The sequence below is a fragment of the Actinocorallia herbida genome (genome assembly GCF_003751225.1).
Taxonomy (GTDB): Bacteria; Actinomycetota; Actinomycetes; order Streptosporangiales; family Streptosporangiaceae; genus Actinocorallia; species Actinocorallia herbida.
Genome location: NZ_RJKE01000001.1, coordinates 9,034,691 through 9,047,610, shown reverse-complemented (window position 1 = coordinate 9,047,610; position 12,920 = coordinate 9,034,691). Strand labels below are relative to the sequence as shown.

Below are 12,920 nucleotides of genomic sequence, written 5' to 3'. Positions count from 1 at the left end.
GGAGCGCGCCCGGGGCTCCGGAGGGACCGGGCGCGCTACTTGACGGGGAAGGGCTTGGACTTGACGGGGGTCGTGGTCGGGGTGCCGGGCCAGACGATCTGGAGGGCGCCGGCGGCCTTCGGGGTGACGGTCTTGGTGAACCTGCCGTTGGCCTTGGTCTTCACGGTGGACAGAAGGGTCCACTTCGAAGATCCCTTCTTGCGGAAGAGGATCTTGAGGTTCTTCTTGCCGAAGCCCGTGTAGGAGCCGAACTCGATGGTGCGGAGCGCGCCCGAGAGGGTGACGGGGGACTTCTTCTTCGGCTTCTTGGGCGAGACCGAGGCGGCGAGCTTCGTCTTGGTCCGGACGGTGAAGGCGCCCGTCGGGCCGGGGATCTCGTTGCCGGTCTCGTCGCCGATGGCCTTGGTGGTGATCGACCACTTGCCGGGCACCGCGAACAGGGCGGTGAGCTGGACCTTGCCGGTGTAGACGCCGTCGCCGTCGGGGTCGAAGAGGTCGAGGGGCTCGTAGCCGTTTCCGCTGAGCGCGGTCAGCTCGGCCCAGATCTTGCCTTCGTAGAAGGGCTCCGCGGCGTCGATGGAGGCGCTGACGGTGAGGGTCGTCGACTTGCCGGTGGTCACCACCGCGTTCTTCGGCGACGCGGTGGCGAAGGTGGCCCTGCGCTCCGGTTCCGCCGCGTTCGCGGGGGCCGCGAACGCGGTGAGGGCGACGGAAGCGGCGACGAGAACGGCGAGGGGCGTGCGGGGCATGAAGCGCTCCTGTGAGTAGGGGGGCCTGTCTGAAGGGCGAGGCTACTTAGAGGATTTGCTGCACTCTGCGTCTCACGCCGCTTTTGCCGCTCTTGATCGACTTTTGTCATGGTCGCGTTCACCAAACCGTCACACGGGCTCTGTGGGACTCGGGTGAGGCGTGGGGGTGGAGGGCGCTAGGCTGCCAAGATCCCTCGAACCCTCCCACGGAGTGAACTATGCGACGAATCGCCCATATAGGCGTCGGCACAGTCGTTCTGGCGGCGGCCTCGGTCTTCGGGGTGGGCGCGGCGCAGGCGGCCCCCGAGCCTGAGCGGGCGCCCGCGGGCAAGCTCTACGTCGACGACGTGACCCCCAAGAAGGGGGAGAAGGTCGGCACCGGGATGCCGATCATGCTGCGCTTCACCCAGCCGATCCGCAACCGCAAGAAGGTGGAACGCGCGCTGAAGGTGACGTCGGGCAAGTCGACCATCGGCGCCTGGTACTGGACGAAGAGCGCGTCGGGCATGCCGTTGGCGATCTTCCGGCCGAAGACCGCGTGGAAGCCGAACCAGACGGTGACCGTCACCGCGAACCTCAAGGGCCTCCAGGGCGCGGGGCCCGGCCTCGTCGGGTCCAAGAACCTCAAGCACAGCTTCCGCATCGGCGACGACCACGTCGTGAAGATCGCGGCGAAGAAGTTCCGTGCGAAGGCGTACCGGAACGGCAAGCTGGTCCGGTCGTGGCCGGTGAGCATGGGCTCGGGCGGCGAGGTCGTCAACGGGACGGACGTGCTCATCACCACGAGCGGCATCCACCTCGTCATGGCGCACAGCAAGCTGGAGCGCATGATCTCCCCCGGCAAGGAGGAGGGCGACCCCGGCTACTACGACGAGATGATCCCGTGGGCGACCCGGATCAGCGGGTCGGGCGAGTACATCCACCAGAACATGGACGACCCGACCTGCCTCGGCAAGCGGAACTGCTCGCACGGCTGCGTGCGCTCCCCCAGCGGTGACGCCAAGTGGTTCATGAACTGGTCCTACCGCGGTGACCGGGTGATCATCACCGGCACCAAGCGCAAGCTGGCCTGGAACAACGGCTGGGGCTTCCACCAGATCCCGTGGAAGCAGTGGGTCGCGGGCGGCGCGCTGGACACGCCGGTTCAGACCTGAGCGGGCACCCGGACGGCGGCGCGGGGTCGCCGCGCCGCCGGACGCCGCCAGGGCGTCACCGCCGCCGCGAGGCACACCAGCGCGATGGTGACCGCGGCGGCGACGCCGCGGGTGCCGAGGAAGGTGATCGCGTAGCCTCCGGCGAGCGCGCCGAACGGCGTGGTCGCACCCGTCGCTAGCGCGCTGACTCCGGTCACCCTTCCGAGCAAGTCCGGCGAGGTGACGCGGCAGCGTTGGGCGGCGAGCGCGACGTTCATCAGCGAGCCGAGCAGGCCGACCCCCGCCCACGCGATCATGCCCGCCTCCGGCCGGTGCAGGGCCGTGACGAGCAGGATGAGCGCGGCCCATCCCCAGCCGCACACCGCGGGCACCGCGGCGCCGAGCCGGTCCGCCCAGCGCGGCGCGACCGCGGCCCCGACGGCCCCGCCGGCGCCCGAGGCCGCGACCAGCACCCCGATCTGGAGCGGCGGCGTGCCCTGCCGTTCGGCGAGGACGAGCAGCATCAGCAGGACCGCGGGGAACAGCGCGTTCGTCGCCGCGCACAGCGCCACGGACCGCCGCTGGAACGGGTCGCTCCACACGCACATGACCGCCTCGCGCAGGGTCCCCGAAGGCCCCGCCCCGCGACGGGCCGGGGAAGCGAACGGGCGGAGGAACACCAGCGTGAGGAGTGCGGTGGCGCTGGCCAAGGCATCGGCGACGTACGGGAACGCCCGGCCCGTCCCGTAGAGAAGTCCGCCTAGGGGGCGGCCCAGCACGAGCGATAGGTGGAGGCGAAGTTCGTTGCGGGAGACGGCGGCGTCAAGACTCCTCGTGGGGACGACCCGGGGAAGGGCCGTCTGCTCGGCGACCGCGTAGAAGGCCGCGGCGGTGCCGTCGAGGGCCGCCAGCAGAAGGAGCCCCGAGACGGGAGGGTGCCCGAGAAGGAGAAGGGCACCCGCGCCGAGGAAGGCGAAGACGAGCCGGAGTGACTGGCTCCAGAGCATGATGCGCCGCTGGTCGCCGCGGTCGGCGAGCCTCCCCGCCGGGACGTGGGCGAGCAGGTGAGGCAGGGTTCCGCAGGCCGCGGCCCAGCCCGCCGCCGAAGGCGAGCCGGTAAGGCCGAGTGCGAGAAGCGGCAGCGCGGTGGCGGTACCGGTACGGCCGAGCTGAGCCACCGCCGACCCGGCCCACAGCAGTGCGAAGTCACGGCGCCAAGCGCTCACCCCGGTGGTGCCTTCCTGAGATCCCGCTGCGAAGGGGCATGCGCCGCCGCGCCCTCAGCGCGGGCGCCCGGCCCGCGGACCGCCCCCGTCGTCGAGAGCGCCCCGGATTCCGAGCAGCCTACTAAAACGCCCCGTGATCGTCCGGTGACCCATGATGTTCACCCGAGTCAAACCCCACCCGCGATCCCCACGCCCCGCATCGTGATCGCCCGTGCGTGATGCGGACCGAGAAGGGCCGGGAGCTAATTGGCGGAGGAGGTGAGGTGATGGGCGGTGGGGTGGAGGTGCGCGGGCAGGGGCGGGTCGGTGGCCTGGGTGGCTCGGGTGGCCAGGCGGGCCGCGGTGGCTGGGTCGCCGGTCAGGGCGGCCACGCGGGCGGCGCGGAGGAGGACCAGGGAGCTGTCGGCCGGGGAGGCGTCGGGATCGGGGAGGGCGGCCCGGGCCTCGGCGGGGCGGTTCAGGACGGCGAGGGCCAGCGCGCGGGCCGCCTGGGCGGGTGGCAGGGGAGCGGTGAGGCGGTCCAGGTCGCGCAGGGCCGACGCGGCGGAGACGGGGTCGCCGAGGTCGGCGAGGATCTCGGCGCGCGTCCCCAGGGCTTCGAGGGTGCCGCCGTCGAGGGCGAGGACGCCGGTGAGGACGGCGAGCGCGGGGACGGGGCGTCCGGCGAACCACAGGGCGCGGCCGAGGCCGGTCTGGATGGCGGGGTCGTGCGGGACGCGTCCCACCGCGGAGTTCAGGTCGGCCACCGCGCGCTCGGGCGAAGTGCCGTGGCCGAGCCGGAGCCTTCCGATGGCCGCGAGCAGCCGTCCTACGGCCGTCGTGTCCTGCACAGCCTCGTACGCCACGGCGGCCGCTCGGTAGTGCGCCGCCGCGGCCTCGGCAAGGCCGCGCTCGTAGGCGATGTTCCCCAGAGTCGTCTCGGCGGCGGCGTGGACCCGCAGTGAGCCTTCGCTCTTGCACGCGGCCTCGGCGTTGGCCTGCGCGAGCGCGTGCTCTCCCCAGTGCAGCGCCTTGTCGGCGGCCTGGAGGTGGTCCTCGGGAGAGGGGCGGAAGGCCGGCGCCGGATGCAGCGCGCGTACGGGACGGACGAGGCGGGGATGCGTCAGCCGGTAGAAGAGCAGCCCGTCCCGGTGCCGGTGGGCGCGCAGTAGGTGGCCGTCCACAAGGTCGCGTATGACGGCGGCGGGCATGCCCGCGGTCTTCGGCCCGTCCTCGTAGGCCACCCGGGCGCCGCCGGAACGGGGCGCGAACACGTCGCGGAACCAGCCGGTGAGCGCGGCGGGCGTCATCCGGTGCCCGGCGGCGACCCGGGCGAGCACGGCCGCCGTGTGGTCGGCGAGCGCCTGGTCGACGTCCGGGCCGAGATCGTGGCCGGGGCCGCCCGCCGCGTCCGGGCCGAACAGCCGCGCGCACACGGGCTGGAGGAGCGACGGCTCCACCCAGGCCGCCTCGTCGCGGCCGCGGCCCTGCCGGCCGCCGGCCAGATCGGCGGCGAGGCGGTCCGGCAGGTCGGGGTCGCCATGGGGGCCGAGCGGGCCGCGGATCGCGGCGGCGGCCGCGGCGCGGTCGAGCGGGCCGAGCAGCATCCTGCCCGGTTCGCTTAGTCGTGAGGCGAAGGCGAGGGCTTCAGGGAGCCGCTCTTCACGGACGCACAAGAGAAGTCGGAAGCCTGCGTGGCCGGACAGCGCCTCGGCCAAGTCGTTGAGGAAGGCGACCCGCGCAGCCTCGGCGGCCGATGGCGCGAACAGCTCCTCCGCCCGGTCGATCGCCAGATGGGCGGGTCCGTGCGCGTCGGGGCCCGCGATACCGCGCAGGAACGCCGCCGCGGTGAGCCCGGCGAGGCGGGTCGGCGCGACCTCGGGCCGCCAGGAGGCCAGGATGGCGAAGGCGAAAGGATTCTGCCGCGGAATTGCGGCGAGGGGCAGCGCGGGCCGGTACCCGGGCAGCGCCGGGGGAAGTACCCGACGCGCCCCGTCGCGTAGCGCGGGAATGACACCCGCGTGCAGCAGTGAACTCTTTCCGGCACCGGATTCGCCATGCAGAATGGTGATTTCCTGCCGCTGCCACAGATCCGCGAGTTCGGCGGTCTCGACGGCTCGGCCATGGAAGTGCGGACGGTCCCGCGCGGTGAACTCTCGATTTCCGGGAAACTGCGCGGGAAACGTCATTGGCCTCATCCGGCCAGGCACGTCGATGTGCCTGTGCAGTGGTTTTCCGTTTTCCGCAGGCCGGGTCAGCGGACGGGCGGAAGGCTCGCGTTGAAGGCCGCGACGGTGTCGCCGGCATCGGGTTCGGCGGGGCCCAGGATCTCGGTGAGCACATGCCAGAGGCTTGAGCGGTCGAGTGAGTCGAGATCCGGCAGGGACAGTCCGGAAACGTCCACGAGATCACCGCGAGCGTGATCTTCCATGAGTCCTCCCGGTCGGCGGTCACAGGTCGCACCAATCTTCGCACGCGGTCCAACCGCTTTCCAGAGCGAAAGGAAAAAGATCTGCGACCGACTTGTGCCGGATGCCACGATCACGGAAACGCGCTGTTGCGACCATTGTCGAACACGGGGTTAGCATGACGCGGGACATCTGATGCGAATATGGACGATCACGCGGAGGTTTCGATGGTGAAATCCCGTTCCGCGGGCGTGCCGGGCAGGCCGCTCGGGCGTGTGCCGGACGTCTGGGGGAAGGTGCCCCCGCGCAACAAGAACTTCACCGGCAGGGAAGATCTGCTGACGCGGCTGCGCGAGCGCGTCACGGGGCAGGTGACCGCGGTCGTGCCGCACGCGCTGCACGGGCTGGGCGGCGTGGGCAAGACGCAGATGGCCGTCGAGTACTCCTACCGCTATCGGCAGGAGTACGACCTCGTCTGGTGGGTGCCCGCCGACCAGCCCGCGCTGGTGCGCTCCAGCCTCGCCGCGCTGGCCCCGCATCTGGGTCTGCCCCCGGCGACCGCGACCGGCATCGAGGACGCCGCCAACGCCGTCTTGGACGCCCTGCGCAGGGGCGAGCCGTACGCGCGCTGGCTGCTGGTGTTCGACAACGCCGACCAGCCGGAGGACCTCAAGGATGTTCTGCCCCAGGGGCCCGGCCATGTGCTGATCACCTCGCGGAACCACCGCTGGGAGGGGGTCGTCGACACGGTTCCCGTGGATGTGTTCACCCGTGCGGAGAGCATCCAGTTCCTGGCGAAAAGGGTGCCGCGGACCGTCGGCGGGGCGGACGCCGACCGTCTCGCGCACGAGCTCGGCGACCTGCCTCTGGCGCTGGAGCAGGCCGGAGCGCTTCAGGCGGAAACGGGCATGCCGGTCACGCAGTACCTGGAGTTGCTGACCGAGCGCACGGCGCAACTCCTCTCGGAAGGCAAGCCGTCGGAGTACCCGGTGTCGATGACCGCCGCGTGGGGCCTGTCGGTGGCGTCCCTGAGCGGCACCATGCCCGAGGCGATCGAGCTGCTGCGGTGTTGCGCGTTCTTCGGCCCAGAACCCATCCCGCGCGACGTGTTCAGCCAGCCGAGCGGAGACCTCGGCCCGAAGCTCGCGGCGCTCCTGCGCGACCCGATCCGGCTGAGCCGGGCGGTCGGGGAGCTCGGCAGGTACGCGCTCGCCAAGATCGACGCCTCGGCCCGCACGATCCAGGTGCACCGGCTGATCCAGGCGCTGGTCCGGGAGGAGCTCGACGCTGGGGAGCAGCGCCGCTTCCGGCACGAGGTGCACGTGCTCCTGGCGATGGCCGCGCCCGGCACCCCCGACGACAGGACGAGCTGGCCCGCGTACTACGACCTGCTCGGGCACATCCAGCCGTCCGGGGTGGCCGAGAGCACGGAGCCCGAAGTACGGCAGCTCGCTTTGGACGTCGTCCGGTACCTGTACGCCTCGGGCGGCTACGCCTCGGCAAGGCTGTTCGTGCAGGGGTTCATCGACAGGTGGTCCGAAGACGGGGCGCCGGATGATCTCGACGTCCTGAAGGCGCGACGGCAGCTGGGAAACGTCCTGAGGGAACTCGGTCTCTACCAGGCCGCGTACGAGTTGAACCAGGTGACGCTGGAGCTGCACCGGGGACGCGCCCACCCGGAGGAGCAGGAGGTGCTCCGCCTCGTCAACACGATAGGGGCCGACCTGCGGGCGCGCGGAGACTTCCCGGCGGCGCGCGCGCACGACCTGGAGTCCAGGGAGCGGCACGAGGCCGTCATCGGGGAGAACGAGCCGCACACCCTGCGCGTCATCAACAGCCTCGCGCTCGACTACGGGCTCATCAGCGACTACCAGCAGTCCAAGCGCCTCCACGAGGAGGGCTACATGAGGATGCGGGCACTGGGGAGGCGGGCGGGGGCCGTCGACGTCCTGGCGCCCTGGAGCGGGCTCGCCCGCGCGGTCCGCCTGTGCGGGGATTACGCGGAGGCGTGTGATGTCGGGGAGGAGGCGTACCACTACGGCGTCAACGAACTCGGCGCGGACCACCCGTGGACGCTGCGTACAGGCAAGGACTTGTCCATCGCCTGGCGGAGGGTGGGCGAGCTGGACCGGGCGCTGGAACTCGCCCTGGAGATGCACGCGAGGTACGTCCGGCTGTACGGGCTGAGCCACCCCGACACGCTCGCCTCGGCGATGTGCCTCGCCAACGTCCAGCGCGCGCTGGGCGACCTGGACTCTGCGGTGGAGCTGGCGGCCGACACCGTCAACCGGTACCCGAACGTCTACGGGCCGGAGCACCCCTACAACCACGGCTGCGCGGGCAATCTCGCGATCCTGCGCCGCGCGACGGGCGAGTCGGAGGCAGCGCGCGCGCTCAACGAGGCGGCGCTCGCGGGCCTGGAGGCCAAGCTGGGCCGCGACCACCACTATCCGCTGACCGTCGCGGCGAACCTCGCCAGCGACTACGCCGACCTGGGCCGGCTCGACGAGTCGGTCACGCTCGGCACCGACACCAGGGTCCGCCTCACCCGCGTCCTCGGCCCCCGCCACCCGATGACGCTCTCCTGCACCGCGAACCTCTCCGCCGACCTCACCCTCCTGGACCGCAAGGACGAGTCCGACGCGCTCTTCACCAGCACCCTGGAGGCGTACTCCGCCACCCTGGGGCTCGCCCACCCCGACGCCGTGGTCGCCCAGGACCGCCGCCACCTCGACTCCGACTTCGACCCCCCGCCCATCTGACGGTCCGGCCCGGCGCGCGGCCAGAACCCACCGATCCGGCGTCGGGCGGAAGTCCGCAACGCGTCAGGCGGGGAGGGCGGCCGGGGGATCGGACTTCCAGGCGGCGAGGGTCGCGGTGGTGCCTTCGAGGAAGAGTCGGCCGTGAGGGGTGAGGGCAGGGCTTTCCGCCAGGGCGACCGCCGCGGCATGGGCGGCGTCGCGCCACCGGGCGTAGGCGCCTTCGGCGCGCGGCCCGGCCGCCGGGCGCTCGCGCCGCCAGAACCCGGCGACGCCCAGATGGGCGTAGACGCCGTGGAGAGCGCCCAGGAGCGGACGGGGGTCGGGACGCCAGGCGACGGGGTGACGGACGCCGTCGTCGGCCTCTGTGAGGACGTGGTGGTCGAGGACGGCGTTGAGCTTCGTGTGCTGGATCTCGTGCGCGATCGTCTCGGCGAGGCCCCGCGCGTCGACGGGGGACGAGAGCCCGATGAGGCCGGGCGCGTGTCTCGGGGTGCCGCTGGTGGCGCGTCCCGGGGGCGCGTCGAGCACGGTGACGGCGCGCAGGAGGACCCGGGCCTCGGCGGCGGTCGTCCAGTGCCGCCGCAGCAGGATCGTCCACGCCTCCTCCAGGAGGACGCCCCACCGGTCCGCCTCGGCGGCGGTGAGCCGGCCCCCGCGCAGCGACGCTCCGGGCATCCGGTCCGGATCGGCCTCGTCGAGCAGCAGCGTCATCCCCGCACCGCCCTCCCCCACGTGAAGCGCGCGCACGGGCGCCCACCCAGGCGCCGCTCCCTTACGCGGCACACACAGCACGCCTCCCCCGCCGATTACCTCGACCCCGTCCCCTGTCCGCACCACGAGGTCCTCCCCCGCCCACCCCTCCGGCAGCGCAAGACACCCCACCGAGGGCAACACCAGGACCTCCCCGGCCTGCGGCACCGTGACCGTGGCCCGTACCCCGCCCAGCACGGCCGCCGCCGCCGCGACCCCGCCAAGTAGCGCCGCAGCCTCCGCCCCCTGCCCGCCCTCCCCGCTCACCACCCCCCGCAGCACCCGCCGCGCGGCAGGCCCCACCGACGGATACCCCACGACCTGAGCGAACGCCGAAGGCTCCCTCTCCCGCACCTCCGCGAGCACCCGCCAAGCCTGCTCCCCCGCCCCGCCCCACCCTCCACCCCGAGCCACCTCCAACACCCCCCGCACCAACACCCCTCGCCGTCCGCCCTGCCCCTCCCGCAATACGCGCGCCGCCCCCTCGCCCCCGCCCCCTGCCGCCACACTCCGCAACACCTCGACGGGCAGCCCGCCCGTGCCGCCCCTCATGAGTGGGGCGGGCGGAGGGTGGCTATGTCGGTGGTGAGGGTGTCGCGGACATGGGTGATGAGTGCGTAGAGGTCGGGACAGTAGACGGAGGGGTTGCGGAAGCCGGTGGGGGTGCGGTGGCGGTGGGGGTAGAGGCCGCCGCCGCAGACGCGGACCAGGGTGCAGGAGCGGCATTCGGCGGAGAGAGCGCGGGCGCCTATCTGGCGGGCGGCGATGCCGGGGACGAGAAGGGCGTCGTCGAAGGAGTCGCGGGCGACGTGCAGGGGGGTGCCGCTCGCGCCCTCGAAGGCCGCCTTGAGGGTGTCGACCTGTTCGATGCGGCCGTTCGTCTCGACCACGACGGTCGCGACGGGGGAGAGGCCGATGGTCTCGCTGCGCGAGGGCCTGCCGAGCAGCAGGTGCAGGATCTCGCCGAACAGCCGGACGCGGGTCTCCCGCACGGGTGCGCCGTACCAGCGGTCGAACGCCTTGACGAGCCAGTCGCCGTAAGGGGTGGAGCGGTCGGCGGGACGGCCGGGCGGCGGCAGGTCCCAGGTCCCGTGCGGGAGCAGGAAGTCGATCTCGGGCGGGTCGTGCGCGAGCAGCGCCTCGTAGGTGACGACAGGGTCGTTGGCGAGGTCGACGGCGGCGAGCAGCCCGCTGAACAGATGCCGGTACCGGGGTGCGGTGAGCTGTTCCAGACCCCGCCGGACGGCTTCGTGGCTGCTCCCGCCGTCGCGCCGGAGCCGGTGCCTGTCGTTGGCGGTGGAGTCGCCGTCGAGGCTGACCCCGACGCGCACGTCGAGCTCGTCGAAAAGGGCGAGGAAGACCGGATCGAGCAGTGTCCCGTTGGTCTGCACCTGGAAGTCGACGCGCACCCCGGGCAGCGCCGCCCGGGTCGCGGCCACCGCGTACCGCAGGTGCTCGACCCCCGCGAGCAGAGGCTCGCCCCCGTGCAGCACCACGGTGACCGCGGGCAGCCGGTGCGCCGCGACGTGTTCGGCGATCCGCGCGATCGTCTGGTCAAGGGTCCCGCGCGCCATGCGCCGCGGCTGGGCACGCCACCCTTGGTCGGGCGATTCGTACATGTAGCAGTAGTCGCAGGCGAGGTTGCACCGGCTGTGGATCTTGAGCACGAACTCGCGGAACGGCGTGGGCCGCCATCCGCCTTCCAGCAGCCCTTGGACGTCGAGGAGCGAGGGCCACTCACCGCCGTGGACGGCCACGCTGATCAACTCCCCGGCGATGGCGTCTATCCGGTTTCATCCGGTTATGTGGCCAAAGTCGGGATGTTAAAACTCAGGTGTCCGGCAGTTGCCAAGGCTCGCACCGCACGAGCCCGTCCGCCGTGTCCGCGGTGATCGCCCATCGCTCGTGGTCACGCCATATCCCGCCGACCCGGATGAACCCCCGCGAAAGCCCCTCCCGCCGGAACCCGACGCGCTCGGCGAGCCGCAGCGACGGGGTGTTCTCCGGTTCGATGTCGGCCTCCAGCCGGTGCAGCCCGAGCGGCCCGAACCCGTACTGGACGACCAGGGAGAGCCCCTCGGTGAGATACCCCTGCCCGACCGAAGGCGCGAACCCCGCGTACCCGAGGACCGCCCGCTCGTAGACGCCCCGCGTGACCCCGCTGATGATGACGACCCCGACGATCGCGTCGTCCTCGATCCGCCGGACGGCCAGGGGGATCGCGCCTTCGTCGGCGAGCCGGAGCAGGTAGTCGAGGCATTCCGCCGTCGCTCGCGGCATGTACACCCAGCGCCCGTGCAGCCGCCGGCTCAACCTTCCGAGCCGTGCCACCTCGTCGGCATCCGCAGGACACAACCGCCTGAGAACAACACGGTACATTCCGGCATTCGACCAATACCGGAGGACCTGTGTAAACCCCCCGGCGTCGGATGAACACGCTCAGAAGAGAGTCAAGGGTTCCTCAGGCGCCACCGGCGGGACGGGCTCGGGGAGAGGCGCCAGCGCCTCCGCCGCCGCGCCGAGGCGCGCCCGCACCTCGTCATGGAACCGCCGCGCCAGCGCGGGCGCCTCATCGTTCCCGGGCGTGTGCAGGAAGAACGTGGGCGAACGCCCTTCACGCAGCCACTCCGCCACCGTCTCCACCCAGGGCGCCCACCCCGCGACGGTCTCCTCGGAAGAGTCCCGCCCGAGGTACCTGACGATCGGGGCCCGCGTCAGCGCGAGCGACCGCCGCGGCATCCGGGGCTTGTGCGTCCACGCCTGACGTTCCGCGTCGGTCGTGGGCGGCGTCGAGAACAGCACGGTCGTATCGAAAGGCACCCATTCCGCCCCCGCCGCGTCCAGCGTCCGCTCCAGAAGCCGCACTGCCCGCTCGTCCTCGAAGAACGCCCTGTGCCTGACCTCGACGGCGTACCGATGTGTGCGCGGCAGGTGGCGCAGGAACGTCGCGAGTGCCCCGACGTCCCCGGGCCCGAACCCTCCGGGCAGCTGGATCCACAGCACCCCCGACCGGGGCCCGAGCGGCTCGACCGCGTCGTAGAAGGCCGCTAGTTCGGCCTCCGCCCCCGTCAGCCGCCGCTCGTGCGTGACGGTCCTGGGCAGCTTGAGCGGAAGGCGAAAGTCCGGCGAGGTCTGCGCCGCCCAGGACGCGGCGGTCTCCCGGGTCGGTGTCGCGTAGAACGTCGTGTTCCCCTCGACCGCGTTGCACCAGGACGCGTAAGCGCTCAGCCGCTGCTCGGCGGGCAGCGGATGCGGGACGTACCGCCCTCGCCAGGGAGCGAGCGTCCACATCGCACATCCCACATGAAGCCGCATGGACCCGAAGTTACCGGGTTTCCCCGGGCGCCTCGGGCCACCGCCCCGCCCGTTCCGGCGCGATGCCGATTCCGGGATATGTCCTCACGCAACGAGGTCATCCGATTACCCTACGCCGGAAGTCCGCAACCCCGGCACCCACAGGACGGTGACGCATGTCAGAGCAGTCCGCGCCGCAGCAGCGGCCCACCGGAGCCCCCGCCTTCCGGGCGACGACACTCCGCTACGGAAGCCATCGCCTCCTCATGCTCGCCGGGACGCTCGACGCGAGCGCCGTCGCCGGGCTGGAGGCCGCGCTGCTGCCGCTCCTCCAGGAAGAGGTCCGCACGCCCCTGATCGTCGATCTGGAGGACGCCGTCGACATCGCCGACGTCGTCCACCCGACCCTCATGGAGGCCGCGCGCCTCGCCGCGGAACGGAACGTGACGATGACGTTCGGCTGCTCGTCCGAGAGGCTGCTGCAAGCCTTGCGCGCGATGGGCGCGCTCCGCTTCATGTCCCTGTGGGAGTCCACCCCGGACGCCGTCGAGGCCGCCCTCACCAGGTGAGGACGGCCTCGCGGGACGGGAACCGCGGTGCCCGTGCGTCGCCCCGCACG

At 72.1% G+C, this 12,920-nt stretch carries 11 protein-coding genes; 3 read left to right on the top strand and 8 right to left on the bottom strand.

Annotation, left to right across the window (positions count from 1 at the left end; genetic code table 11):
• Positions 1-35: 35 nt before the first annotated feature.
• Complete coding sequence (locus tag EDD29_RS41190) at positions 36-749, bottom strand: hypothetical protein (RefSeq protein ID WP_123669565.1); 714 nt, start codon at positions 747-749, stop codon at positions 36-38.
• Positions 750-967: 218 nt separating this feature from the next.
• Here EDD29_RS41190 and EDD29_RS41185 point away from each other — a divergent pair, with 218 nt between their 5' ends.
• On the top strand, positions 968-1,903 hold the full coding sequence (locus EDD29_RS41185; protein ID WP_123669564.1) for a L,D-transpeptidase: 936 nt from the start codon (positions 968-970) through the stop codon (positions 1,901-1,903).
• On the opposite strand, the gene EDD29_RS41180 is transcribed toward EDD29_RS41185, so the two are convergent.
• The 3 genes from EDD29_RS41180 to EDD29_RS46040 all read right to left on the bottom strand — a co-directional run bounded on the left by EDD29_RS41180 (position 1,894) and on the right by EDD29_RS46040 (position 5,518).
• Complete coding sequence (locus tag EDD29_RS41180; RefSeq protein WP_123669563.1) at positions 1,894-3,108, bottom strand: MFS transporter; 1,215 nt, start codon at positions 3,106-3,108, stop codon at positions 1,894-1,896. The genes EDD29_RS41185 and EDD29_RS41180 overlap by 10 nt on opposite strands.
• 242 nt (positions 3,109-3,350) lie before the next feature.
• Positions 3,351-5,276: an nSTAND1 domain-containing NTPase gene (locus tag EDD29_RS41175; RefSeq protein WP_123669562.1), complete on the bottom strand. Its 1,926-nt coding sequence runs from the start codon at positions 5,274-5,276 to the stop codon at positions 3,351-3,353.
• 65 nt (positions 5,277-5,341) lie between these two features.
• Complete coding sequence (locus EDD29_RS46040; protein ID WP_170201770.1) at positions 5,342-5,518, bottom strand: hypothetical protein; 177 nt, start codon at positions 5,516-5,518, stop codon at positions 5,342-5,344.
• A 204-nt stretch (positions 5,519-5,722) separates the two neighbouring features.
• On the opposite strand from EDD29_RS46040, the gene fxsT reads away from it, so the two are divergent.
• Entirely contained in the window at positions 5,723-8,257 is a 2,535-nt protein-coding gene (gene fxsT, locus EDD29_RS41170) for an FxSxx-COOH system tetratricopeptide repeat protein (RefSeq protein ID WP_123669561.1), read from the top strand.
• Positions 8,258-8,320: 63 nt separating this feature from the next.
• On the opposite strand, the gene EDD29_RS47485 is transcribed toward fxsT, so the two are convergent.
• The 4 genes from EDD29_RS47485 to EDD29_RS41150 form a co-directional block, all read right to left on the bottom strand.
• The gene (locus EDD29_RS47485; RefSeq protein WP_246053269.1) at positions 8,321-9,004 is read right to left on the bottom strand and encodes an aKG-HExxH-type peptide beta-hydroxylase; all 684 of its coding nucleotides are present in this window, start codon (positions 9,002-9,004) and stop codon (positions 8,321-8,323) included.
• 551 nt (positions 9,005-9,555) lie between these two features.
• Positions 9,556-10,764 (bottom strand): FxsB family cyclophane-forming radical SAM/SPASM peptide maturase, encoded by a 1,209-nt coding sequence (locus EDD29_RS41160; RefSeq protein WP_246053268.1) that lies wholly within the window; start codon positions 10,762-10,764, stop codon positions 9,556-9,558.
• Positions 10,765-10,837: 73 nt separating this feature from the next.
• Complete coding sequence (locus tag EDD29_RS41155) at positions 10,838-11,386, bottom strand: GNAT family N-acetyltransferase (protein ID WP_123669559.1); 549 nt, start codon at positions 11,384-11,386, stop codon at positions 10,838-10,840.
• Positions 11,387-11,446: 60 nt separating this feature from the next.
• Complete coding sequence (locus EDD29_RS41150) at positions 11,447-12,298, bottom strand: DUF72 domain-containing protein (RefSeq protein ID WP_211360160.1); 852 nt, start codon at positions 12,296-12,298, stop codon at positions 11,447-11,449.
• Positions 12,299-12,477: 179 nt separating this feature from the next.
• On the opposite strand from EDD29_RS41150, the gene EDD29_RS41145 reads away from it, so the two are divergent.
• Positions 12,478-12,870, top strand: a complete 393-nt coding sequence (locus tag EDD29_RS41145; protein ID WP_123669557.1) for an STAS domain-containing protein — start codon at positions 12,478-12,480, stop codon at positions 12,868-12,870.
• Positions 12,871-12,920: the final 50 nt, after the last annotated feature.